General features: G+C 71.8%; 19 protein-coding genes and 2 tRNA genes. 8 read left to right on the top strand and 13 right to left on the bottom strand.

Annotation, left to right across the window (positions count from 1 at the left end):
- Positions 1–131 precede the first annotated feature (131 nt).
- On the top strand, positions 132–1,811 hold the full coding sequence (locus RM446_RS05345) for an acetolactate synthase (RefSeq protein ID WP_311543987.1): 1,680 nt from the start codon (positions 132–134) through the stop codon (positions 1,809–1,811).
- A 19-nt stretch (positions 1,812–1,830) separates the two neighbouring features.
- Here RM446_RS05345 and RM446_RS05340 read toward each other — a convergent pair whose 3' ends face one another.
- The gene (locus tag RM446_RS05340; protein WP_311543986.1) at positions 1,831–2,283 is read right to left on the bottom strand and encodes a thioesterase family protein; all 453 of its coding nucleotides are present in this window, start codon (positions 2,281–2,283) and stop codon (positions 1,831–1,833) included.
- Positions 2,284–2,518: 235 nt separating this feature from the next.
- Between RM446_RS05340 and RM446_RS05335 the strand changes: the two genes are divergently transcribed.
- On the top strand, positions 2,519–3,853 hold the full coding sequence (locus tag RM446_RS05335; protein ID WP_311543985.1) for a chloride channel protein: 1,335 nt from the start codon (positions 2,519–2,521) through the stop codon (positions 3,851–3,853).
- A gap of 90 nt (positions 3,854–3,943) precedes the next feature.
- On the opposite strand, the gene RM446_RS05330 is transcribed toward RM446_RS05335, so the two are convergent.
- The 4 genes from RM446_RS05330 to RM446_RS05315 all read right to left on the bottom strand — a co-directional run bounded on the left by RM446_RS05330 (position 3,944) and on the right by RM446_RS05315 (position 8,539).
- Complete coding sequence (locus RM446_RS05330) at positions 3,944–5,230, bottom strand: HD-GYP domain-containing protein (RefSeq protein ID WP_398694593.1); 1,287 nt, start codon at positions 5,228–5,230, stop codon at positions 3,944–3,946.
- A gap of 20 nt (positions 5,231–5,250) precedes the next feature.
- Positions 5,251–6,603 carry an HD-GYP domain-containing protein gene (locus RM446_RS05325; protein WP_311543984.1) on the bottom strand — a complete coding sequence of 451 codons (1,353 nt, stop codon included), beginning with the start codon at positions 6,601–6,603 and terminating at the stop codon, positions 5,251–5,253.
- Between the two features lie 1,007 nt (positions 6,604–7,610).
- Complete coding sequence (gene rsrA, locus RM446_RS05320; protein ID WP_311543983.1) at positions 7,611–7,898, bottom strand: mycothiol system anti-sigma-R factor; 288 nt, start codon at positions 7,896–7,898, stop codon at positions 7,611–7,613.
- On the bottom strand, positions 7,895–8,539 hold the full coding sequence (locus tag RM446_RS05315; protein WP_311543982.1) for a sigma-70 family RNA polymerase sigma factor: 645 nt from the start codon (positions 8,537–8,539) through the stop codon (positions 7,895–7,897). Before RM446_RS05315 ends, rsrA begins: the two co-directional genes overlap by 4 nt.
- A gap of 446 nt (positions 8,540–8,985) precedes the next feature.
- Here RM446_RS05315 and RM446_RS05310 point away from each other — a divergent pair, with 446 nt between their 5' ends.
- A complete protein-coding gene (locus tag RM446_RS05310; protein ID WP_311544224.1) occupies positions 8,986–9,810 on the top strand; it encodes a class I SAM-dependent methyltransferase in 825 nt (274 codons plus the stop codon).
- A 118-nt stretch (positions 9,811–9,928) separates the two neighbouring features.
- On the opposite strand, the gene thiC is transcribed toward RM446_RS05310, so the two are convergent.
- The 3 genes from thiC to RM446_RS05295 all read right to left on the bottom strand — a co-directional run bounded on the left by thiC (position 9,929) and on the right by RM446_RS05295 (position 13,449).
- Positions 9,929–11,653, bottom strand: coding sequence for a phosphomethylpyrimidine synthase ThiC (thiC, locus tag RM446_RS05305; protein ID WP_311543981.1), 1,725 nt, complete (start codon positions 11,651–11,653; stop codon positions 9,929–9,931).
- 364 nt (positions 11,654–12,017) lie between these two features.
- Positions 12,018–12,905: an SOS response-associated peptidase gene (locus RM446_RS05300; RefSeq protein WP_311543980.1), complete on the bottom strand. Its 888-nt coding sequence runs from the start codon at positions 12,903–12,905 to the stop codon at positions 12,018–12,020.
- A 61-nt stretch (positions 12,906–12,966) separates the two neighbouring features.
- Positions 12,967–13,449, bottom strand: coding sequence for an OsmC family protein (locus tag RM446_RS05295; protein ID WP_311543979.1), 483 nt, complete (start codon positions 13,447–13,449; stop codon positions 12,967–12,969).
- A gap of 163 nt (positions 13,450–13,612) precedes the next feature.
- Between RM446_RS05295 and aroA the strand changes: the two genes are divergently transcribed.
- The gene (gene aroA / locus RM446_RS05290) at positions 13,613–14,893 is read left to right on the top strand and encodes a 3-phosphoshikimate 1-carboxyvinyltransferase (protein ID WP_311543978.1); all 1,281 of its coding nucleotides are present in this window, start codon (positions 13,613–13,615) and stop codon (positions 14,891–14,893) included.
- Positions 14,890–15,882, top strand: a complete 993-nt coding sequence (gene rsgA, locus RM446_RS05285; protein ID WP_311543977.1) for a ribosome small subunit-dependent GTPase A — start codon at positions 14,890–14,892, stop codon at positions 15,880–15,882. Before aroA ends, rsgA begins: the two co-directional genes overlap by 4 nt.
- A gap of 93 nt (positions 15,883–15,975) precedes the next feature.
- Here rsgA and RM446_RS05280 read toward each other — a convergent pair whose 3' ends face one another.
- Positions 15,976–16,596 (bottom strand): TetR/AcrR family transcriptional regulator, encoded by a 621-nt coding sequence (locus tag RM446_RS05280; RefSeq protein ID WP_311543976.1) that lies wholly within the window; start codon positions 16,594–16,596, stop codon positions 15,976–15,978.
- Between the two features lie 93 nt (positions 16,597–16,689).
- Here RM446_RS05280 and hisN point away from each other — a divergent pair, with 93 nt between their 5' ends.
- The gene (hisN, locus tag RM446_RS05275) at positions 16,690–17,514 is read left to right on the top strand and encodes a histidinol-phosphatase (RefSeq protein WP_311543975.1); all 825 of its coding nucleotides are present in this window, start codon (positions 16,690–16,692) and stop codon (positions 17,512–17,514) included.
- Between the two features lie 59 nt (positions 17,515–17,573).
- Entirely contained in the window at positions 17,574–18,092 is a 519-nt protein-coding gene (locus RM446_RS05270) for a hypothetical protein (RefSeq protein WP_311543974.1), read from the top strand.
- Positions 18,093–18,721: 629 nt separating this feature from the next.
- Here the strand turns inward: RM446_RS05270 and RM446_RS05265 are convergent.
- The 3 genes from RM446_RS05265 to RM446_RS05255 all read right to left on the bottom strand — a co-directional run bounded on the left by RM446_RS05265 (position 18,722) and on the right by RM446_RS05255 (position 22,384).
- Positions 18,722–18,798: transfer RNA gene (locus RM446_RS05265), tRNA-Met, on the bottom strand.
- 264 nt (positions 18,799–19,062) lie between these two features.
- Positions 19,063–19,139, bottom strand: a tRNA-Met gene (locus RM446_RS05260).
- Between the two features lie 137 nt (positions 19,140–19,276).
- Positions 19,277–22,384, bottom strand: coding sequence for a UPF0182 family membrane protein (locus RM446_RS05255; RefSeq protein WP_311543973.1), 3,108 nt, complete (start codon positions 22,382–22,384; stop codon positions 19,277–19,279).
- 273 nt (positions 22,385–22,657) lie between these two features.
- Here RM446_RS05255 and RM446_RS05250 point away from each other — a divergent pair, with 273 nt between their 5' ends.
- Positions 22,658–23,185 (top strand): PPA1309 family protein, encoded by a 528-nt coding sequence (locus RM446_RS05250; RefSeq protein WP_311543972.1) that lies wholly within the window; start codon positions 22,658–22,660, stop codon positions 23,183–23,185.
- A 9-nt stretch (positions 23,186–23,194) separates the two neighbouring features.
- On the opposite strand, the gene RM446_RS05245 is transcribed toward RM446_RS05250, so the two are convergent.
- On the bottom strand, positions 23,195–24,256 hold the full coding sequence (locus RM446_RS05245) for a YlbL family protein (RefSeq protein WP_311543971.1): 1,062 nt from the start codon (positions 24,254–24,256) through the stop codon (positions 23,195–23,197).
- Positions 24,257–24,282 lie beyond the last annotated feature (26 nt).

The following is a 24,282-nucleotide window of genomic DNA, read 5'->3' as shown; positions in this document are numbered from 1 at the left end:
ACTTACCGGCGAGTAGCCCGGACGCCCCGCCCCGCCGCGCACCGCCTCACGGAACCGCTCGCCCGGAAGTCGGCGGCCGGCGGCCGCCCGCCCTGCTCTCACCCCCTATACGAAGGAGTGTGACCGCCGCCATGTCCACGCCCCAGGTCTCCGCACCGCCGCCCTTCACGGGCCGCCTGAGCGGCCACGGCGGCGCCCACGCGGTCGAGATCGCCCGCCACCACGGCATCGACACCATGTTCACACTCAGCGGCGGCCACGTGTTCCCGCTCTACGACGGCGCGGTCAAACCCGAGCCCACGATGCGGCTGCTCGACGTCCGCCACGAGCAGACCGCCGTCTTCGCCGCCGAAGGCGTCGGCAAGCTCACCGGACGTGCGGGCCTGGCCGTGGTCACCGCCGGCCCCGGAGTCACCAACGCCGTCAGCGGCGTTGCCACGGCCCGCTTCAGCGGCTCGCCGCTGATCCTCCTCGGCGGGCGCGCCCCCGACAGCCGGTGGGGCCAGGGGCTGCTGCAGGAGCTCGACCAGCCCCCGATGCTGGAGCCGGTCACCAAGCGCGCCTGGACCGTGCACGGCACCGACGGCATCGGCGCGGCGATGGACGAGGCCGCCCGGCTGGCCAACGGCGCCCACCGCGGCCCGGTGTTCCTGGACATCCCGATGGACCGCCTCTACGACCAGGCCGAGGCCGAGCTGTCGGCCGCGGCGCCCCCGGCCGACCGCTCGCCGGAGCCCGGACGTGTCGCCGAGGCCGCTCGCCTGCTGAGTGAGGCCGAGCGGCCGGTGCTGGTCTACGGGTCCGACGTCTGGCTCGACGGAGCCGCGCAGGCCGCCCTGGAGGCCGCCGAGGAGCTGGGCGTCCCGGTCGTCACCAACGGGCAGGGGCGCGGCGTCCTGCCGGGCGGGCACCGACTGCTGGCCAACCGTGCCCGCGGCGCGGCACTCGGCCGGGCCGACCTCGTGATCGTCGTCGGAACTCCCCTGGACTTCCGGCTGGGTCACGGCCTCTTCGGCGGCAAGGACGACTTCCCGCTGGCCAAGGTCGTGCACGTGGCCGACTCCGCCGAGCAGGTCACCGACCACATGACGCCGGCCGCCGCGGTTTGGGGCGACCTCTCGGCCGCACTGCGCGGCATCGCAGGCGCCGCCGCGCCGAGCGCCTCCGCGCGTCGCTGGAGCGCCGAGATCACCGAGGCCGCCCGGGCCGCGGCCGCCCAGGACTCCGACGCGCTGGCCTCCGGCGCCGACCCGATCCACCCGGCCCGCATCTACGGCGAGCTCAACCGCCTCCTCGACGACGACGCGGTGGTGATCGGCGACGGGGGCGACTTCGTCTCCTACGCCGGCAAGTACGTCGAGCCCAAACGCCCCGGCCGGTGGCTGGACCCGGGCCCGTTCGGCTGCCTGGGCACGGGCATGGGCTACTCCGCGGCGGCCCGGCTCACCCATCCCTCGTCGCAGGTGGTGACCCTGATGGGCGACGGCGCCGCCGGGTTCTCCCTGATGGACGTCGACACCCTCGTGCGCCACCGGCTCCCGGTCGTGATGGTCTGCGGCAACAACGGCATCTGGGGCCTGGAGAAGGCGCCGATGCAGATGCTCTACGGTTATGACGTCGCCGCCGACCTCACCCCCCAGACCCGCTACGACGAGGTCGTGCGCGCCCTGGGCGGCGGCGGCGAATTGGTGACCGACCCCGAGGAGATCGCCCCGGCCCTGCGCCGCGCCTTCGACTCCGGCGTGCCCTACATGGTCAACATCGCGACCGATCCCGGGAACGTCTACCCGCGCAAGACGATGGGCGTCTGAGGGCGCCGCGCGACCGGTGTCAGGGCCGCGCGGCGGCGGTGAAGCGCGCGCGGTCCACCACGACCCGCTCGACGGTCCCGCGGGCCAGTGCGGTGCCCTGCCCGCCCTCCTGCGAGACGGCCACGTCGAAGAGCAGCCGCCGCCCGTCGACCCGGCTCAGCCGGGCTTCGGCGCGCACGCGGGCTCCCACGGCCGAGGCGGCCAGGTGGGACAGCGCGATCTCGGTGCCCACGGTCGTGGCGCCCTCGTCGAGCCGGCCCTCCGTCGCGGCGACGGTGGCGGCCTCGGCCAGCGCGAGCACGCGCGGCGTCCCGAGCACCTCGGCGTCGCCGCTGCCCAGCGCGAGGGCGGTGTCCTGCGTACCGACCAGCAGGTCGGCGCTGCCCAGCAGCCCTTCGGGGATGGCCATGGCAGCCGAACCTACCGCAGCGGAGCTGCGCCGAAGCCGCTCCACCACGGCGGGCAAGGTCACAGTTCCGGCTTCCTCCGGGGGCTCTGGCCGCATCGCCGCCCGCTGAACGGGTGCAGCGCAGCAGCACGGCGGCGTCGGAGAACCGGGCGCGATCGTGCCGACACGCCCCCCAGCAGCGGCTTCTCCGGGGGCCCCCGCCTCTGCGGGGATAGTCTCGGACCCGTTCGGGCAGGTGAAACGTGATCCGAGGGCCGGACCGGCCTGAGGTCCGCCCATACTCCGGAACGCAGGTGTAGTGACCGAGTCCCTCGATCCGGCAGCCATGCTGCGCAGTCGCCGCTACGTGGGGCTACTGCTCATCGCGGGCGCCCTGGGCGTGCCCGTGTCGGCGGCGGCGTTCGGGTTCCTCGCCCTGACGGAGAAGCTGCAGACGTGGGTCTTCGCCGATCTGCCCAAGGTGCTGGGCTTCGCCGGCGCGCCCGTGTGGTGGCCGGTTCCCGTGCTGGTGGTGGCGGGAGCGCTGGTGGGAGCCGCGATACGGTACCTGCCGGGGGCGGGCGGGGAGCCCCCGACAGAGGGATTCAAGGCGCAGGGAGCGCCGGTACTCCGCGAGCTTCCCGGCGTGGCGCTGGCCGCCCTGGCCACGTTGAGCGCCGGCGCGGTGCTGGGACCGGAGGCTCCACTGATCACCCTCGGGGGTGGGCTGGCGGTCCTGGCGGTGCGCCTGGCCAAGCGGGACGCGCCGCCGCAACTCCTGTCCGTGGTCGCGGCCTCCGGTAGTTTCGCCGCTGTCAGCACCCTGCTGGGTTCCCCCATTCTTGGGGCGTTCCTGCTGATGGAAGCGGCGGGCCTGGGCGGATCGGTGCTCAGCCTGGTGCTGGTCCCGGGCTTGCTGGGCGCCGGTACGGGATCGCTGATCTTCATCGGCCTCGATTCCTGGACGGGACTGGGCACGTTCTCCCTGCGGCTTCCGGACGTGCCCGACTACAGTCGTCCCGACGTCGCCGAGTTCGCCTGGGCCATTGCCATAGGCGTCGCAGCGGCCCTCCTCGGGACGGCGATCCGCCGCCTGGCGAAGGCGATACAGCCGTTCGCGCAGCGGCACCTGCTACTGGTGACGCCGCTATTGGGACTGATCATCGCCCTGCTGGCCATGACCTACACCGCGGGCACCGGGAAGCCTTCGTCGCAGGTGCTGTTCTCGGGCGAAACCGCCGTGGGTCCGCTCATAGCGCACAGCGCCGAGTACTCGGTCGCGTCCCTGCTGCTCCTCATCGCCTGCAAGGGCCTCGCCTACACCGCTTCCTTGAGCGGTTTCCGGGGCGGCCCGACGTTTCCCGCCATGTTCCTGGGCGCGGCAGGAGGGGTGCTGCTGTCGCATCTCGTGGGGCTGTCGCTGGTAGCCGGCGTCGCGATGGGCATCGGTGCGATGTCGGTCGTGATGCTCAGGCTGCCGCTGACATCGGTGATGCTGGCGACGCTGCTGCTGTTCTCCGACGGCCTGGCCGTGATGCCGCTGGTCATCGTGGCGGTCACCGTCGCCTACGTGGTCTCTGCCCAGCTCACCCCGGTCGTCGCGGCCGAACCCGCCCCTGCACCCGGGCAAGGCCCGGCCCCCCATCGCCGTTGATCTTGTAGCTATCGTGAATGGAAATCGTTCTAACTCACGATAGCTACAAGATCAACGGGGTCGGGGTCCCTCCCGGAGACCCGCGCCGGATCACCAGCGGCACGAGGCGCGCTCGATGGCGCGCGCGGCGGCCTCGACGACCTCGGGGTCGTACTCGCCGAAGCCGTCCATGCGCAGGCGCTCCAGCACCGCCTGCACGCGCTCGGGGTCCCCGGACTCGCCGACGAGGTCGTCCACCGCGTTGGCGACCTTGATGACCCGGCTGCCCTGCGGCGGCGGGCCGTCGTCGCCGTCGCCGCCGTGGGGCTCGCACTGGCGGCGCACGAGCTCCGCCACCGAGTCGAGCACGCCGGTCTCGCGGATCACCGCCGCGCCGAGCTCGGCGATGCGCCGCTGCTCCCGCGGCAGCGCGAAGACGGTGGCGCCGCTGGCGATGGGGTCGCGCAGCGACAGCTGGCCGATATCGTGCATCAGCGCGGCGTACTCCAGCTCCAGCAGGTCGGACTCGCGCATGCCCAGCTCGCAGCCGATCGACTTGGCCAGCCTGCTGACGCGGCGCGAGTGGCCGGTGGCGACGTAGCCCCCCACCTCGGTGACCCGCGAAAGGGCCCGCACGGTCTGCAGATAGGTGAGCCGGACCTCGGCGAAGCGGCGGAAGGCCACCTGGGTGACCAGCAAGGGCGCGGTGAACACCAGCAGGCCCGCCAGGCCGGTTATGGTGCTCGCCAGCGCGATGAGGATGCCCGAGGAGCCGATGGCCATGCCGAGGCCGGCGTGGGCCCGCAGCTCGTCGCGGAAGGCGACGGTGAGGCGGGCGCGCAGCCGCTCGGCGCGGATGGCCGCGGCGATGACGGCGTCGGTCAGCCACCCGGCCAGCACCAGCACGGCCATCAGGAGCAGCGCCGGCCACCACTGCGACTCCTCGGCGCCGGGTGAAAGGTCGCCGGCGAAGGGCCGGAACGCCAGCGTGATCACCACGATGACCATCATCCGGCGGGCGAGGTCGCTCCACTCGGGTGTGCGTCCGGCGGCGATGTGCGGCAGCTCGCCCAACGCGAAGCCGACGGTGACCACCGCCAGGACCTGCCAGCCCGAGTGGTGGACGTGGTCGCCGCCGATGTTGAGCAGGAACGTGTAGCCGATGGCGCCGGCCGAGGCGACGGGCGCGACCTCGCGGTTGCCCGGCAGTGTGATGCGGGCCAGCTCGCCCAGGGCGATCAGAACGCCGAAGGCCAGCGCCGTCTGCGCGTCGCCGAACCCGGTGACCAGGGTCCACAGCAGCGAACCGGCGGCGAAGGCGGCGGCGACGACGATCACAAGGACGCGCATCGGCTCGTCGAGAAGCCGCCAGGCCCCCGCGCGGCGAGGCGCGCGCATGCTGTAGAACTCCTCGGTGATCACCGCTCGGCCTCCCGCACCACGCGCAGTGGGACGCTCGGGTCGTCGTGGTCTTGCTGGGCGACCACCGCCGAGCCGTCGCCGGGCGGTTCGACAGCGTCGGGCAACTCCCAGCCGTCGCGGTCGACGGCGGTGATCAGCGCCGCCACCATCGCGGGGTCGAACTGGGTGCCGGCGCCGCGCCGCAGCTCGGCGAAGGCCTCCTCGACCGTGCGCGCCTTGCGGTAGGAACGCGTAGAGGTCATGCAGTCGAAGGCGTCGGCGACGGAGATGATCCGCCCGAACTCGGGGATGTCGGTGCCGGCCAGGCCCATCGGGTAGCCGCGCCCGTCCATGCGCTCGTGGTGGTGCATGATCCCGCCGAGCGCCTCGTCCAGGAAGCCGATCTCGCGGACGATCTCGTAGCCGCGCATGGGATGCAGCTGGATGGCGGCGAACTCCTCCTCGGTGAGCTTGTCGGGCTTCTGCAGCACCTTGGTGGGCACGCCGAGCTTGCCGACGTCGTGCAGCATCCCGGCATAGCGGATGGTCTGCACGCGCTCGGCGGGCATGCCCAGCTGCTGGGCGATCATGCCCGCGCCCTTGGACACCCGCATGCAGTGCCCGCGGGTGTAGTAGTCCTTGGTCTCGACGGCCTGGCACAGCGTGGCCAGGGTGGCCTCGTGCGCGCGCTGCTCGGCCAGGCACTGGTCGAAGGCCCAGCGGGCGATGAACAGCGGGAGGAGCACCAGAAGGATCGCCGGCGCCCCGATCACCCCCCACACCACGGCGATGAAGAGCCCGAGCATGCCGTAGCCCAGCGACGCCAGCTCCAGGGTGGCCAGCGTGCGCCAGCGGACGCGCCGCGGCGGGGCCAGGCGGACCTCGCCCAGGCACCACATCAGCAGGCCCACCAGCACGGAGTTGCCCACGCCGTAGACGACCAGCGCCGCGCAGAAGGGCACGAGGATCCACGGGAAGTCGGCCCGGTCAGGCGGGCCGACCTCGCCGCCCAGGGCCAGGAACGCGTGTCCGGTGGCGTAGCCCACCAGAGCGAGCTGGCCGCCGTTGAACATCCGCTTGACGACGTTCTGGCGGCGCAGCACGAAGGGCGCCGAGCACAGGGCGCCGGCGGCCGCGCCGACCGGACCGACCAGTACGACCGCGGCCAGCGACGCCGCTGCACCCGGCGAGACCCCTGCCTTGCCGTTGTGCATGGTGGTGCTGATCGACTCGGTGACCACGTAGAGCACCACGACCAGCGCGAGCGTGGCCGGGTCGATCCCGGTGAAGGGGCCGAGCCCGACCACGGCGAGGGCGCTGAGGAACACGAGCCCGATGTAGAGCCGGGCCGCTCCCGGAAGGGCACGCAATTCCTGGTACCTCCCACCCCAAAGCCGACCGAACCACCATGGTTTCATCGATTCCGTTCTACCACCAGCACCACCCGTTCGCGCAGGCCAGTGCACCGGTCGTGATGATTCCCTGGTGCACCATTTCGGAAATGAGCCAACCCACGGCAGCCCCCCTGTTTTCCGGTCGCGCACCCATCCCGGCCCATGTGGCCGGGAACCCCCGGTGCGCTGTGCGAATTACCCCATACGGTGGATATGGCGACCAGTTTAACGGCCCGCACGAGGGGCCTGATTTCCCTGACCCGATCCACGGGCCGCAGCCGACCGCTCTCTGGCATTCCGTTTTCGGATGACGGAATTCCGAAGGAGTATCGTAGTCGCTTCGATTACTCTCCGAAGCCGTTCGGATACACGCCGACCAAACTCCGCACGCCGCAGTACCGGATCTTCCGTGAACCCGCGCAGCACCCGCCACCACTGATGACCACATAACGTGAGCAAGACGGAACAGCATTCCGTATATCGTCTACAATAGAATGCGACCATTTCTTGACCTGAATCCCGGCGGCTCCGGGCGTGTCGAGCCGCGCGCGCCGGCCGCACACGCCTGCCCGGCGACCAAAACCCGGACGTCGGCGCATCCCGTCGATACGCGCGGCGGTGTCGCCGCGCCCGGCCGAAAACACATGTGTCCGGCAGCCGGGCAGACCGACCGCCGGACACGTCACAATTCAATGGTTCCGCGGCTTTTCGCCAGTGCAGAACTTGTTCGATGCAATATCGACCGCATTGTCGGGTTCAGCGGAGAGTGCGCCCGCTGACCCGCCGCCGGAAGGCCTCGCTCGGCGCGCTCGCGCCGGGACCGACTCACCGCCGAGCGCGCCGTGCACTCTCCGGTCGGATCCCGGCCACCGATGCTGGCCCGTCCCGAACCCCGTTGATCTTGTAGCTATCGTGAAGGAAAACGATTTCCATTTGCGATAGCTACAAGATCAACGGTGATGTGCCGGGCTCCCATCACGGGCCTAGTCCGCCTCCGCGCTTTCGCGCACCTGGAGGTCGGACCGCGCCGCCTCGATGCGGTGCAGGACTTTCGAGCGCAGGTCGCCGGGTACCGGATCGGCGCCGCAGTGCCTGGCCACGAGCTTCTTGACGACTTCCTCCAAGCCGTACTCGGCCAGGCAGGGACCGCACTCGTCGAGGTGCTCGCGGATCTCGGCGCAGTTGCCCTCTTCGAGCTCCCCGTCGATGTAGGAGTAGACCTTCGCCAGCACCTCGCTACACGGGGTAGCGTGCTCTCCTCCGCAGCTCATCGCTGGTCCCTCCGACTCAACCCGCTGTTGGACGCCTCTACCGCGATACCCTCGCCGTCCTCCGAATCCAGAATGCCGCGCTCCAGCGCGTACTCCTCCAGCATCGAGCGCAGCTGCCGCCTACCGCGGTGCAGCCGCGACATGACCGTGCCGATCGGAGTCTCCATGATCTCGGCGACCTCCTTGTAGGCGAAGCCCTCGACGTCGGCGAGATAGACGGCGATGCGGAAGTCCTCGGGCAGATCCTGCAATGCCCGCTTGACGTCGGTGTCGGGCAGGTGCTCCAGCGCCTCGGCCTCGGCTGACTTCAGCCCGGAGGAGGAGTGCGACGCCGCCTGCGCGAGCTGCCAGTCCTCGACGTCCTCGGTACCGGCCTGCCGGGGCTCGCGCTGCTTCTTGCGGTAGGAGTTGATGAACGTGTTGGTGAGGATCCGATACAGCCAGGCCTTGAGGTTCGTCCCTTCCTTGAACTGGTGGAACGAGCCGAACGCCTTGGCGAACGTCTCCTGGACGAGGTCCTCTGCGTCGGAGGGGTTGCGGGTCATCCGCAGCGCCGCCGAATAAAGCTGGTCCAAGAACGGAAGCACGTCCCGCTCGAACCGAGCGCCCTGCTCGTCGAGTGTCTCCTGGCCCTGATTCAAGCCCGCCTGCCTCCTTGTGCTGGCCTCCCGTGGGGCAACCGTAGCCTCACGATACGACGCCGCACCCGCGGAGGGCACATCGCCGGGCGCCGGGACGCCCGTGCGCGGTTCGTCTAAGTCACAGGTAGCAGTAGGCATTGACCTGCCTTTGTTCTCCTCGTCTGGCCGCAGGAGCCGGAGCCGGTCCCGAAGCGCCGCGGCGTGTTTCCGAGGTCCGCATCCGGCCTGCCGGGTAGTGATGTGCATGCCAACAACGCCCCGCCCCGGCTGATTCCACCGGTCGGGGCGGTTGCGCGCGGCACACAACCGCCGTTTCGGCGCACCCGCGGGGGTGACCCGTGCAAGAGTGAGGGTAAAACCTTCAACACAGACGTGGGAGAGGAGCATGCGTGCGACCGTCCTCCAACTCCGCGTCCCGCCCGCCGGAACACGAGACCGCCGAGGCCGTGCCTGATTCCCGCCCAGCGCGTTCGGCCGCCGCGCACTTCGCGACCAGCGACTCCCTGTCCGCCTACTGGCGGTTCTACTGGGCTGTGGCGGACGCTCAGCTCGCCCGATGGCTGCCCGAGGAGCCAGGGCGCATCCTCGACCTGTCCGGGCCCGACTTCCGCGGCGCGCCGCGGGCGGTGGCCGACGGACACGACGTGGTCACCCTGCTGCCTTCGGCCGAACTTCGGCCGCGCCGCCAGCTCACCCTGGTCAACGGGCACGTTCCGGCGGCGCGGCGGCGCTCGCCGGGGCGCCTGCAGCCCGTGGTCGGCGACACCACCTTCTTGTCGGAGTTCACCAGCGGCGCCTTCGACGGCGTGCTCGCCGACAACCGGGTGCTGTCGCGCCACCTGGCCACCGAGGCCTCGCTGGGCGAGATCGCCCGCGTGCTGCGGCCGGGCGGCCGGGTGCTGCTGTGCGTCGACTCGGTCGTGCTGGGTATGGCGCTGCTGGCCGAGCAGGACTGCTGGCCCGAGCTGAGCTTCGCACCGCGGGCCGACGTGCTGCTGGTGCCCTGGCCCGACGGCTCGATCACGAGGTGCTTCACCGCCGAGCAGATCGGCGAGGTCGTCACCGACGTCGGCCTGGAACTCGACTGGATCCGGCCGCGTACCGTGCTCTCGGCCTCCACCGTCGAGGTGATGCTCGCCCGCGACTCCCAGGCGCTGGGAAGGCTGGTCGAGATGGAGCTGCGGGCGGGGGAGTCCGACGACTATGTGGGCGTGCACCTGCTGGCGAGCGCCCGCAAGCCCAACATGATCACGCCGCCGCAGCCACGCTGAACACAGGCGCACGGCGACGGCGGGCGGGCGCACGCGCCGGGGCCGGCACCGCCGCGCGGTGCCGGCCCCGTTCGGGCCCCGGGCGCGGGCCGGAGGCCCGGCCCGCGGTCCCGCTCGCCTACTCGGTCCGAGCGGCGTGCTCGGGCCGCTCGGAACCGTCGGTTCGGTCGGAGTCGTCGGCCATCGGCAGGTAGACCCGCTTGCCGCGGTCGGCGAACTCCTCGGACTTGTCCCGCATGCCCTTGTCGATGGCGGCCACCGTGGAAAGGCCGTTCTCCTCGGCGTACCTGCGGACGTCCTGGGTGATCTTCATGGAGCAGAACTTGGGACCGCACATCGAGCAGAAGTGCGCGGTCTTGGCGGGCTCGGCCGGCAGCGTCTGGTCGTGGAACGACTGGGCGGTCTCGGGGTCGAGGGCCAGGTGGAACTGGTCCTGCCAGCGGAACTCGAAGCGGGCCGTCGAGAGCGTGTCGTCCCACTCCTGTGCCCGGGGGTGGCCCTTGGCCAGGTCCGCGGAGTGAGCGGCCAGCTTGTAGGTGATGACGCCGGTCTTGACGTCGTCCCGGTCGGGCAGGCCCAGGTGCTCCTTGGGGGTGACGTAGCACAGCATCGCGGTGCCGTGCCAGGCGATCTGCGCCGCACCGATGGCCGAGGTGATGTGGTCGTAGCCCGGCGCGATGTCGGTGGCCAGCGGGCCCAGAGTGTAGAAGGGCGCCTCCCCGCAGAGCTCCTCCTCCAGCCGCACGTTCTCGGCGATCTTGTGCAGCGGGACGTGCCCGGGACCCTCGATCATCACCTGCACGTCGTGGGCGCGGGCGATGTGGGTCAGCTCGCCCAGCGTGCGCAGCTCGGCGAACTGGGCCTCGTCGTTGGCGTCGGCGATGGAGCCGGGCCGCAGGCCGTCACCGAGCGAGAAGGTGATGTCGTAGCGGCGGAAGATCTCGCAGAGCTCCTCGAAGCGGGTGTAGAGGAAGCTCTCCTCGTGGTGGGCGAGGCACCACGCCGCCATGATCGAGCCGCCGCGCGAGACGATCCCGGTGACGCGGCGGGCGGTCAGCGGGACGTAGCGCAGGAGCACGCCGGCGTGCACCGTCATGTAGTCCACGCCCTGCTCGGCCTGCTCGATGACGGTGTCGCGGTAGATCTCCCAGGTCAGCGAAGCGGGATCACCGTCGACCTTCTCCAGAGCCTGGTAGATGGGCACGGTGCCCACGGGGACCGGGGAATTGCGGATGATCCACTCCCGGGTCTCGTGGATGCGCTTGCCGGTGGACAGGTCCATGAGCGTGTCGGCCCCCCAGCGGGTGGCCCAGACCATCTTCTCGACCTCCTCGGCGACCGAGGAGGTCACCGCGGAGTTGCCGATGTTGGCGTTGACCTTCACCAGGAAGCCCTTGCCGATGATCATCGGCTCGGACTCGGGGTGGCGGCGGTTGGCCGGGATGACCGCGCGGCCGACGGCCACCTCCGAGCGCACGAACTCGGGGGCCATCCCCTCGCGCTCGGCGATGTAGCGCATCTCGGGCGTGATCACGCCGGCCTTGGCGTAGGCCGCCTGGGTGACGGCGCCGTCCACCGGTTCGCGGTCGCGGAGCCACTCCTCGCGCATGCGCTCCAGACCGGCGTGGACGTCGATTCCGCGCGCTGCGTCGGTGTCTGTGTAGGGGCCGGAGGTGTCGTACAGGTCGATGTGGCTGCCATTGTCCAGACCCACCCGCCGGTGCGGAACGCGCAGCGTCCGTCCGGAGTCGGGGTCGGTAACCTCTCGGTAGACCTTCTGCGATCCCATGATGGGACCGGAGGTCACGGTGGGCTGGACACTACGGTCGTCGAGCGCCGTCAAGGCACGCCTCCCTACGTCGGAATTACCCGAACAGGTTCTGCGGTCGGCGGCACCCGCCCCGTTCTCGGGGCAGCCGCCCTCTCAGCCCGCCATGGCGCGAGCTCCCGCGGTTGGTGTTGGTGTCGTCGGATCGGCCGAAGGGGCGACGGCCCCCGCGGCTCGACGCGACGTTGTCGTCGGTGTCGTTGCCTGTGTCGCGAACACGGATCCGGCACCGCCGTCACGGTGCACCGCCGACCCGCGTCCGGCCCGGCGGCGATCCGGTGATCGGGGCCACCCTACCTACGGGGTGCGCGCCGGTTCCAGAGGCGGCGGGGTGCCGACCGGCGCTGCGGGCGGCACCGGACCGCCCCGACGGCTGACGTCAGAACAGCGTGGCGCCCTGGTCGCCGGCCGGTTCCGGCGGCTCGGGGGCGGGGTCGAGCAGTTCGGGGCCGTTGTTGCGGACGCTGTTGACGGCCGTGCCGACCGGAGTGACCGAGAACTCCCGCACCGGAGTGGCCGCGAGGGCGCGGTGCAGGTCGGCGGGGCCGGAGGCCGGGTCGAGCCACACCTGCCACAGCGGCGGCGGGACCACCACGGGCATGCGCTCGTGGATGCCGCTCAGCTCGGGTGCCGCCTGCGTCGTGACGACGGTGCAGCTCCACAGCCACGCCGCGGGGTCGCCCTCGGGGCGCGTGGGATCGCGCCAGCGCTCGAAGAGCCCGGCGAACGCGAGGGGAGAGCCGTCGGCGTAGCGGATGGCGTAGGGGCGCTTGCGCGACCGGGCCTTGCGGCGCTTGTGGGCGGAGTCGGTGACCGGGGAGGTTCCCGCCTCGGCCTCGCCCGGCCGGTCCTCGGGCAGCAACTGCCACTCGTAGTAGGCGTCGGCGGGGATGAGGCAGCGCCGGCGGGCGAACGCATTGCGGTAGGCGGGTTTCTCGGCCGCGGTCTCGCTGCGCGCGTTGATCATCTTGTAGCCGACGCCGGGGTCCTTGGCCCAGGACGGCACGAGCCCCCAGCGCATGGTGCCCAGGGCGCGCGGTCCGCGGTACTCCGCGCCGGCGGCGGCCTCGCCGGGGGCGGTGCCCAGCACGACGTAGACGGACTTTCCCGGCGCGACGTTGTAGTCGGGCTCCAGCTCCTCCAGCGGGGGCCGGGCCCTCAGGTCGGACGCGCCCTCAGCCGGGGCCGCGCCTTCGTCGGCCTCGGGGAAGTCGAACGCGAGCTGGAGCTCGTGCCGGTTGCGGGCTTGGGCGTATCGACCGCACATGCGCGCAAGCTTAGCGGCGGGCACGGACAGTGGGGCGCGCGCTCCGCCGCCGCCCTCGCGGTCACCCGGCGCCGGCGACGCGGATCTCCGGCTCGTTGCGCACCGGGAAGTTCACCGAGCGCGCGATGAAGCACTTCTCGTGCGCCTTCTCGTGCAGGCTCCGCGCCGCCTCGGCCATGCCCGCCTCGGCGACGGTCACCACGGGATGCAGCACGGCCTCGTCGAACTCCCCCGAGCCGTCGCGGTGGGTGGTCATGGCGGCCGTGGCGGTGTCGGTGTAGGCGACGACGTCGACCCCCGCCGCCGGGGCCAGGGCGAGGTAGGAGAGCATGTGGCACTCGCTCAGTGCGCCGACCAGGAAGTCCTCCGGATTCCACCGCTCGGGGTCGCCGCGGAACGCGGAGTCGGCCGAGCCCTTCAGCACGGGCCTGCCCTCGGCCTCGACGTCGTGGGAGCGCTCGAAGGAGCGGTAGCCGGCGGTTCCCTCACCGGTGTTGCCCGTCCAGCGGACGCTGACCCGGTAGTGGTGGACCTTGTCGGCCATCGGGGCCTCCTCTGCTCGCGTGTGCCGCCGGCACGGCGGGGCGAAGCTTACTCCGGCATCCTCCCCCACAGCGTCTTGGCCGCGCCGCCCCTCCCGCCGGAACCGGCTCCGGCGGCGCCGCGCCCGACGGCGCGGTCCGCGGGTGCCGGATAACCTTGGAGACATGCCCGAATCCGCGCAGCACTGGCCCGCACCCACCGCCCGCACGCCCGTGGACGCCACGGTCACCCTGCCGGGTTCCAAGTCCATGACCAACCGCGCGCTGGTCCTGGCGGCGCTCTCGGAGGACCCCGCCACGGTGCGCCGGCCGCTGCGCAGCCGCGACACCGAACTGATGGCCGCATCCCTGCGCGCGCTGGGCATCGGAGTGGCCTCCGGCGGCTCGGACGGCGACTGGGAGGTCGCGCCCGCACCCCCGCGCGGGCCCGCGCACGTGGACGTCGGCAACGCGGGCACGGTCATGCGCTTCCTGCCGCCGCTGGCGGCCCTGGCCGACGGCGAGGTCTCCTTCGACGGCGACCCGCGGGCGCGCGAGCGCCCGGTGGGCCCGCTGCTGGAGGCGATGCGCTCGTTGGGCGCCGACATCGACGACGGCGGCCGCGGGGCGCTGCCGCTGGCCGTCCGCGGAACCGGCGGCGTGCGCGGCGGCACCGTGCGCCTGGACGCCTCGGGCTCCTCCCAGTTCGTCTCTGCGCTGCTGCTCAGCGGCGCCCGCTTCGAGCACGGCGTGGAGGTCCGCCACGACGGCTCTCCGGTGCCCTCCCGGCCGCACCTGGACATGACTGTGGAGATGCTGCGCGCCGCCGGAGTGTCCGTCGACACCTCGGTGCCCGACGTGTGGCGGGTGGCGCCGGGCCCGGTGAAGGCCGGCGAGGTCGTGGTCGAGCCCGACCTGTCCAACGCCGCCCCCTTTCTGGCGGCCGCGCTGGTCACCGGCGGCCGCGTGACCGTGGCGGGCTGGCCCGAGCGCACTGCCCAGCCGGGCGACGCGCTGCGCGGCCTGTTCGCGCGCATGGGCGGCGAGGTCGCCGCCGGCCCCGACGGGTTGACACTGCGCGGCACCGGCGAGATCCGCGGGATCATCGCCGACCTGCGCGAGGTCGGCGAGCTCACGCCCACGATCGCCGCGGTCGCGGCGCTGGCGTCCGGCCCGTCGCGGCTGACCGGCATCGCCCACCTGCGGCGGCACGAGACCGACCGCATCGCGGCGCTGGTGCGCGAGATCAACGCGCTGGGCGGCGACGCCGAGGAGTTGCCCGACGGCCTCGCGGTCCGGCCGCGGCCCCTGCACTCCGGCGTGTTCCACAGCTACGACGACCACCGCATGGCCACATCGGGCGCGGTGATCGGCCTCGCGGTCGGCGGAGTGGAGGTGGAGAACATCGCCACGACGGCCAAGACGCTGCCCGGCTTCCCCGAGCTCTGGGCCGAGGTGACGCGGTGAAGGGCGGGCGGCGCGACCTGGACGAGGACGACGTCCGCGTCCGCCCGCGCGGCGGCTCTCGTCCGCGCACCCGCATCCGCCCCAAGCACGAGAACGCCCGCGGCGGGTTCGTCACCGCCGTCGACCGCGGCCGCTACCGCTGCCTGGTCGACGGCCGCCAGGTGGTGGCGATGAAGGCCCGCGAGCTCGGCCGCGGCAGCATCGTGGTCGGCGACCGGGTGGCGCTGGTCGGCGACCTGTCCGGGCTCCCCGACACCCTGGCACGGGTCGTGCGCGTCGAGGAGCGGGCCTCGGTGCTGCGCCGCACCGCCGACGACACCGACCCGGTCGAGCGGGTCATCGTGGCCAACGCCGACCAGTTGGCCATCGTGTGCTCGCTGGCCGACCCCGAGCCCCGGCCGCGCTTCGTCGACCGCTGCCTCGTGGCCGCGTTCGACGCCGGACTGGACCCGCTGCTGTGCCTGACGAAGGCCGACCTGGCCGAGCCCGGCGAGCTGCTGAGCACCTACGCAGGGCTGGACGTGCCCCACGTCGTCACCAGCCGCACAGGCGAACTGAGCGCGCTGCACGAGCGCCTGGCGGGCCGGACGAGCGTCTTGGTCGGCTACTCGGGGGTGGGCAAGTCGACCCTGGTGAACCGGCTCGTTCCCGACGCCGAGCGCTCGGTCGGCGACGTCAACCCGGTCACCGGGCGGGGCAGGCACACCTCCACCTCGGCCGTCGCGCTGCCCTTCGAGGACGGCTGGATCATCGACACACCGGGCGTGCGCAGCTTCGGGCTGGCCCACGTCAGCCCCGGCGACGTGGTGGGGGGCTTCCCCGACCTCGACGATGCGGCGGCCGAGTGCCCTCCCGGTTGCCCCCACACCGAGGGCGCGCCCGGCTGCGCCCTGGACGCCGAGATCGCCGAGGGCAGGCTGGACGCCGACCGCGTGGCCTCGCTGCGCCGCCTGCTGAGCAGCCGCGACGACGAGGACGAGCGGCACTGACACGCGGGGCGGGGCGCCCCGCCGCCGCGCTGCGGGAAGCCGCGGTCGCGGAAAGCGCCGGCACCCGGCAGCGGCTGCCGACCGGCACCGGTCTCACCGTCCCGGGTGTCCTTCGCGGGCGGGCTCCCGGGACGCGGCGACCATGCTGCGCACCGCCAGCTGGACGCGTTCGGCGGCCTGGTCGGGCTCGGTGGGCAGCAGCACGTAGGAAAGTGTGAGCCGTAGGGCCACTTCGGCCACCGCCTCGGCGCGCTCGGCGCCCCAGCCGGGCAGGCGCCCGCGAAGGTATTCGGTCATCCGCGACCCGAGCTCGACGTGCAGCGGCGCCGCGCGCGTGGTCAGCACCGGCAGGAGTTCGGAGTCGCCGGTGATGATCGCGCCCAGCAGCGGGTCGTCTGCCGACGCGGTCAGGGTCCAGCGGGCCGCTTCGGCGACCGCATGGGCGGGGTCGCCGGTGGATCCGGCGAGGATGTCCATCACCCCGTCGAGGAACCGCCCTGCCTCGCGCACGACCACGGCCTGCAGCAGGCCCTCTTTGCTGCCGAACTCGTTGTAGAGGGTCTGGCGCGACACTCCCGCGACTGCGGCGATGTCGGCCATCCGCATCCGCGCCCAGCGCCCGGCCACGACCTCGACATAGGCGGCGTCCAGCAGCCGGGTCCGTGTGCCCGAAGCGGCGGCGCGAGGGGTGCGCTGCCCGTTCGACCGCTCCATGGCGCCATACTGTCACGACAGTCTCGCGATTTCTCCGATCCCGCAGGGCGCCGGTAGTCCGCTCCGGGCCCCGGAAGGGTAGCGTAAGCCGCCATGGCGTCCTTTGACGATGATCTGCGTCTTGCCCACGTCCTCGCCGACGCGGCCGATGACATCTCCCTGAAGCACTTTCGGGCGCTCGACCTGAAGGTCGACACCAAGCCCGACCTGACGCCCGTCACCGAGGCCGATCGCTCCGTCGAAGAGACCCTGCGCGGGGTGCTCTCCCGCGCCCGGCCGCGCGACGCCGTGGTGGGAGAGGAGTACGGCCGGACCGGTGTCAGCCACCGGGTCTGGGTCCTCGACCCCATCGACGGCACCAAGAACTACGTGCGCGGCGTGCCCGTCTGGGCGACGCTGATCGCCCTGCTCGAAGCCGACCGGCCGGTGGTCGGGGTCGTCTCCGCGCCGGCGCTGACCCGCCGCTGGTGGGCCTCGCAGGGCGGGGGCACCTGGAGCGGGCGCAGTCTGACCAAGGCGACGCGCTGCACGGTCTCGCGGGTGTCGGCGCTGGGGGACGCGTCGCTGTCGTTCTCGGAGATGTCGGAGTGGGAGGACCAGCAGCGCCTGGACAGCTTCCTGGGGCTGACCCGCTCGGTATGGCGCACCCGGGCCTACGGTGACTTCTGGTCGCACGTGATGGTCGCCGAGGGCTCGGTGGACATCGCCGCCGAGCCGGAGCTCTCGCTGTGGGACGCGGCTCCGCTGCCCGTCATCCTGGAGGAGGCGGGAGGCCGCGCGACGGACCTGCGCGGCCAGGCCTTCTCCGACGGCGGACCGCTGGTGTGCACCAACGGCACTTTGCACGACGAGGTCCTCACCCAGCTCAACGGCGGCCCCACCCCGGGCGGCGGCCCGGCGCCGCTGCGGCTGACCTGACGGGCCGCCCGCACGTCTGCGGGACGCGAACGCAGTCCGGGCGTAGTAGTCTGCGGCTCGTGTCGCAACAGCTCAGCCGTACCTCCCTCCGTCTGCTGCTCCCCGCCGCCGCGGCGGCCTGCCTCGCGCTGAGCGCGTGCGGATCCGACCCCGGGCCCTCGATGGAGGAGCTGGAGTCGCAGGTCGCTCCCAGTACCGACGCCGCGGCGCCGGTAGCCGACCCCTCGGCGCTGGCCGAGCTCCGCTTCGATCCGGAGAAGGTCGCCTGCTCCCCCCGGATCACCGCCAACGCCCGCGGCGCCTGGGAGACAGCGGCGCCGCGCACGGACGTATCCGAGAGTGCGCCCCTGAAGCTCCGCAACAACAACGGGGCCGGCGACGCCCCCGTCACCGCCACGGTCTCGGCTCCCGACGGCACGACCTACAAGGCCGACGGGTCGATCTCCGGCGACACGTGGGTCGAGCTGGCCTTCCCCGGCGACTTCGAGGACGCCTCGCTGGCCGAGGGAGCCTTCACCGTCGTCTGGACCACGGACCAGGGCGCCTACGTCGCCTGCGACGGCTTCAAGGGCGCCTAGCTCCCCGCCCCGCCGGCAGCGGCCGCCGCGGCCTCCCCCCGAGAGCGGCACGGTCCCCCCCGGCCGTCAGGGTGAAGGACCGCGGGTGTGCGGGCTGCGGTCCGAGGAGGAGACGCCTGGTGCGGTACCGGGCCCGATGAGTCGCGGGCACGCGGGACCTGTCGCCGGAGGGCCCGCACGCCTACCGCGCGAGCGCCGACCGCGGATCGGGGCCGCCGCCTGCAGGTCCGCGGGGGCGGCGGAACGGCCGACAGCACCCACGGGAGAGATCGGCGCCTCAGCGGAGGACTACCTGGAGTCCGCCCTGCGAAGGTCCGCCCGCGCCTGGGCTGGCGTCTCCGATCCCCTCCAGCAGGTCACGCTCCCGATTCCGCCCGGCACCATGGAGGCGGGGCTCGGCGCCTGCGCGCTCGACGCGGCCGTGCATGCATGGGTCCTGCGCGAGCGCCCCGTCCGGGACGGCTGCGACGCGGTCTTCGACGTCCGCGCGCACGCCCTCGCCGGAGGATTCCATGGACGCGCCTGGCCCGGCGCCCCGAACCGGTGTTCTCGTTCGGGACCGTGCGCGTTTCGCGGAGAATGCGAAAGGCCGGTGGGAAGGAGCGGACTTCCTTCCCACCGGCCTTCGGTGGTAGCGGGGACAGGATTTGAACCTGCGACCTCTGGGTTATGAGCCCAGCGAGCTACCGAACTGCTCCACCCCGCGTCGGTGTGTTTCCACAGTATCGCTTCCTTACCCCAACACCAAATCGGATTCGCCAGCCGGTCCCGGCGCGACGCGGGCCGGAGGGTGACGCGTCGCACCCGGTCGCAGGGCGTATCGGGAGAACGGGCAGTGCCGCGCCCACGGCGCGCGGCCCCGGTTTCGCCGGACCTGGCTCCCGTTTTCGAGGTGTTCGGAACCGGCTCGGGAAGCAAAAGAAAAACCGGTGCGGAAGGAAACCGAATTCCCTTCCGCACCGGCCTTCGGTGGTAGCGGGGACAGGATTTGAACCTGCGACCTCTGGGTTATGAGCCCAGCGAGCTACCGAACTGCTCCACCCCGCGTCGGTGTGCCTCTACAGTATCGCTCCCCTACCCCAACACCAAATCGGATTCACCGACCGGCATCGCGGAAACGCCGGCGGCCGCGGCGGGAGGTTCCACCTCCTGCCGCGGCCGCCGGCCGGGCACGGACGGACGGCTCAGTTCGAGCCGCCGCCACCGCCTCCGTCGCCTCCGCCGTCACCGGAGCCGCCGCTCTGGCCTGAGGCCTGCTCGGCTCGCTCCAGAGCGTCCTGCAGCCGCTGGTTGGCCTCGTCGTAGGCGCTGAAGTCGCCGTCCTTCAGGGCCTGCTGGCCGTCCTCGTAGGCCTGGGCGGCGTCCTCGAGCGCTGCGGAGAGCTCCTCGTTGCCCCCGGCACCGCCACCGCCGCCGTCCTGCTCGCCGCCGCCGTCGTCGTCTTCGCCGCTCTCCGGCAGGGGTGCGTCCCCATCGAAGAGGTTGTTCAGCGCCTCCTGCAGGTTGTTGCCGATCGCGACCTCCTCGCCGAAGCCGACCATCACCTTCTGCAGCAGCGGATAGGAGGTCTGGCTTCCCTCGGCGCGCACGTACAGCGGCTCGACGTAGAGCAGACCGTCGGCGAACGGCAGGGTGAGCAGGTTGCCGTTGATGATCCGCGACTGCTCGCTCTGCTGGAGCGGCAGCAGCTCGTCGCGGATCGCGTCGTCGGCCGCGAACTGGGCCTGGACCTGGCCCGGACCCATGACCACGGTGTCCTGCGGCAGCTGCAGGATGCGCAGCTTGCCGTAGTCCTCCTCGGTCGCGTCGCTGTTGACCGCCAGGAAGCCGGCCAGGTTCTCGCGGCCGCGCGGCACGAACGTCGAGGTGACGGAGAAGTCGGCGTCGTCCTCGCCCGGGTAGCGGATGGTCTGCCGGTAAGGCGGCTCGGGGCTGTCGCCGTCGGTCGTCGGGTTGGCCGGCACGTTCCAGAAGTCCTGACCGCCGTAGAAGGCGTCGGCGTCGGTGATGTGGTACCGCCGCAGCAGCTCCCGCTGCACCTTCACCAGGTCGTCGGGGTAGCGCAGGTGCGACTTCAACTCGTCGCCGATCTCGCTCTTCTTGGTGATCACCCCGGGGAAGGCGTTGGACCAGGTCTTGAGCACCGGGTCCTTCTTGTCCCAGCCGTAGAGGGTGACCGTGCCGTCATAGGCGTCGACGGTCGCCTTGACCGAGTTGCGGATGTAGTTCACCTGGTTGCCCGGCAGCGCGTTGACGGTGTCGGTGCTCTGGGTGAACGTGTCCTCGGTCGCGTCGGCGAGGTCGATCCGCTCGGAGTAGGGGTACATGTTGGTGGTCGTGTAGGCGTCCACCACCCACTGGACGCGGCCGTCGACGATCGTCGGGTAGGGCTTGCCGTCGGCGGTGAGGAACGGGGCCACCCGCTCCACCCGGTCGGCCGGGTCGCGCTCGTAGATGATGCGCGATTCGTCGGAGATCGCGCTGTTCAGCAGGATGTCGGGCTCCTGGTAGCGCAGCGCGTAGAGGATGCGCTTGAAGAAGTTGCCCAGTTCGACACCGCCGTCGCCCTGGTAGCGGTTGGTGCGCTGGCCGCTGCCCTGGCTGGCACCACCGCCCCCCTGCTCCTGGCTCTGCGCATCAGGACTCTGGCCGCCGCCTTCGCCGCCCTGGCCCTGGCCCTCCTGGCCGCCGCCTTCGCCGCCCTGGCCCTCCTGGCCGTCGCCCTGGGCGTCCGCCTGGGCGTCGGCCGGCGCGTTGGCGTTGTCCGGCGAGGGGTCGCCCTCGGGGTCCCCGGCGTCCTCGCTCGTGGTCACGTCGTCGCTGCCGCCGCCCAGCGGGAAGTCGTACTCGGGCTCGGCGTTGACGATGACGTACTCGGCGCCCTCGCGGCCGAAGTAGATCCGCGGCTCGTACTCGCCCGTGACCTCCGACAGCTCGCCCTCGGGCGGGATGTTGTACTCGGTGAAGACCGGCCGCCCCTGGTCGTCGACCTGGTTGCCGGCCGCGGCGACGATGCCGAAGCCGTGAGTGTAGACGGTGTGCCGCGTCAGCCAGTTGTCCTGGTCGGCAGGCGGTCCGGACAGCTCGCGCGCGGCGATGATCGTGTCGACGTTGTCGCCCTCTTCGTCCTCGTAGCGGTCGACGCTGAGGACCTCGGGGAACTGGTAGAAGCCGCGCACCTGCTGCATCTGCTGGAACGTCTGCGAGACGACCGAGGGGTCGACCAGGCGGACGCTGGGGATGGTGGCGGCCTCCTCGGACAGCTGCTCCGCCGTCAGCTCGGTCTGGGCGTCGTAGTCGGTGACCTCGGCGTCGCCGATGCCGTAGGCGGCGCGCGTGGCCTCGATCGTGCGCTGGATGAAGGGGCGCTCCAGCCGCTGCTCGTTCGGGCTGACCTGGAACTGCTGCACGATGGCGGGGTAGACGCCGCCGATGAGGATGGCAGAGAGGACCAGGAGTCCGAGGCTGGCCACCGGCATCATCACGTTGCGGACGTAGATGTTGGCGAAGAACAGCAGCGCGCAGACCACCGAGATCACCGACAGGATGATCACCGCGTACAGCACCGCGTTGACGTCGGTGTAGGAGGCGCCGAAGGTGTAGCCGCGGCTGGAGAACACCAGCCCGTACTGGTCCAGCCAGTACGCGGCCGCCCGCAGCAGTACGAAGACGCCCAGCAGCACCGACAGGTGCACACGCGCGGCCGGGGTGGCGCGCTGCCCCTGGCTCTGCAGCCGGACGCCGCCGTAGAGGTAGTGCACGGCCACGGCGGCGATGAACGCCAGCACCACGGCGGCGAACAGGTAGCCCAGCACGACCCGCATGAACGGGTAGGTGAAGGTGTAGAAGGAGATGTCGCGGCCGAACTGCGGATCGTTCACGCCGAACGAGGCGCCGTTGGCGAACTGCAGGAAGGTGCCCCACTCACCGCTGGCCGAGGCACCGGTCAGCACTCCCAGGCCGGCCACGATCACCCAGAAGAAGATCTTGCGCCGCGGGTCGATCGACATGCGGTAGCGCGCCAGCCCTTGCTGCTCTGGGCTCATGGGCGGCGCCAGCGGCCGGGAGCGGTAGGCGAAGAACATGCTGGCGCCGACGACCACCGCCATGAGCAGGCCGCCGACGACGAACAGCAGCGAACGGGTGCGCAGTTCGGTGAGGAAGACGGTCGAATACCCGACGGAGTCGAACCACAGGTAGTCGGTCCAGAAGTTCGCGGCGGTCAGCAACCCCGCGATGACGACGACCACGACCACCGCGACAGGCGCGAGCAGCCGGGATCGACGGGGCATGCGCGCGGACGGTGCGCCGGGCGATCGGAAGCTCACGCCTCCCCCTCATAGTTGGCACTGCAGTCGGTATCCGGGACTCGGTCCCGATGTCCGGGAACCGCATCCCATTGGTATCGGCAACTTATTGCGGGGTCCCCGGGTTCCCGAAACCCCGCGCCAGGCGGTGACAAGATGACATCGACTGGGAGTCGGGCGGGCATCGGACCACCCGTGGTGCGACTTTACTCCGTGGAACGCGCCCTTCCGGTCGCCGCCGTCGGCCACCATGGGTGGGTGTCTTTCAACATTCGCGAAGCCGTCCTGGAACTCGAGCGCCATGCCGCCGGCCAGGGCTGGGACCAGCCGGTGCGCATCTACGCGCTGGTACCCACCACCGACCTGATGGAGCGCGAGCCCGCCCTCGCCGAGATGCTGGGCCTGACCGGCGACATCTCCGACGACGACCTCACCCCCGTTGAGCAGGAACCGCTTCCCGGCGAGGTGCCGCTGGAGGAGGCGCTGGGCCGGATGGCCTGGCCCGAGGCGGTGACCGGATGCGCCCTGGTGATGGAGCGCCTGGTGCTGAAGGGCTCCGACGCCACGCTGGAGCCGCCCCGCGACGCCGACGCCGGCTCGTGGGCGCAGAACCAGGAGGGCAACGAGGAGGTCCGCATGGTGGCGGGCGTCCTACGCGACGGCAGCCGGCACTCCGCGCTGCGGATGCGCCACCACGACTCCGAGGACGAGGTGCTCAACGGCGAGGATCTGGTTCCGGCGCTGACCTCGGCGCTCGCGCTCACGCTGGAGGATGAGGAGGACTGACACGGCGGCTCACCCCGGCTGGCAGCGCGGCAGGTCGCCGGCCTCCTCGCCGTTGCGGATCTTCTTCAGCGCGTCGACGGCGTCGGCCAGCTCGCCGACCTTGACCACATCGATCTCGCCGGTGGCCGCGGAGTCGAAGGTCTGCGAGCAGCTGTCGGCGGCGACGAAGAAGTACTCGGCGCCGAGCCGCTCGGCGCTGACCATCTTCTGCGCCACGCCGCTGACGCCTCCGACCTCCCCCTCGGGGGTGATGGTGCCGGTGCCGGCGATCTGGTGCCCGCCGGTGAGGCCCTCGGGGCTGAGCCGGTCGATGACGCCGAGGGAGAACATCATCCCGGCGCTGGGCCCGCCGATCTCGCCGACGCTGATGTCGACCTCGAAGGGGAACTCCATCCGGTCGGCGACGAGGATGCCGATGACGGCGTCGCCCTCGTCGCCGGCAGTGGTTTCCACCTCGGCCTTCACCGGCTCGTCCGCGCCTTCGCGGTCGAGGGTGAGCGAGACCGCAGCGCCGGGCCGGCGGTCGCCGACGAGCTCCACAGCCTCGTCCTTGCCGGCCACCGGCTCGCCGTCCACGCGGGCGATCACGTCGCCCTTGCGCAGCTCCCCCTGGGCCGGCTTGCCCTTCTTCACCTGTGCGACATAGGCCTCCGTCTCGTAGTCGACGCCCAGCTGGGTGAGCGCCGCCGCCGTGGCCGTGCGCTGCGAGCTGTTCATCTCCACGGTCTGGGTCCGGGTGATCTCCTCGACGCTCTGGTCGGGCGGGAAGAGCGCCTCCTGCGGCAGCACCGCCTGGGTGGGCGAGAGCCACGCGCCCAGCACGGTGAACAGGTCCATGTGCGTGTCGGGGCCGCCCGTGTACTGCACGGTGACCATGGACAGCGCGCCCTCGTGGCGGTAGCTACGGGTCCCGTCGATCCGGATGATCCGCTCGCCCTCGCTCTCGCCGAGCGTGTCCAGCGCGATGCCGGGGGAGGCGACGAGATAGGGCACGGGCAGATACACCGCTCCCACCGCGAATCCCGCCAATAGCAGCACCGCGACGATCAGGGTCATAGCACGACGGAACATGCTGCACACCCTAAAGGGCGCGCGGA

It is taken from the genome of Streptomonospora wellingtoniae (assembly GCF_031845375.1).
GTDB classification, from domain to species: domain Bacteria; phylum Actinomycetota; class Actinomycetes; order Streptosporangiales; family Streptosporangiaceae; genus Streptomonospora; species Streptomonospora wellingtoniae.
The sequence above is the reverse complement of the archived record's forward strand: the minus strand, read 5'-3'. Positions and strand labels throughout refer to the sequence as shown.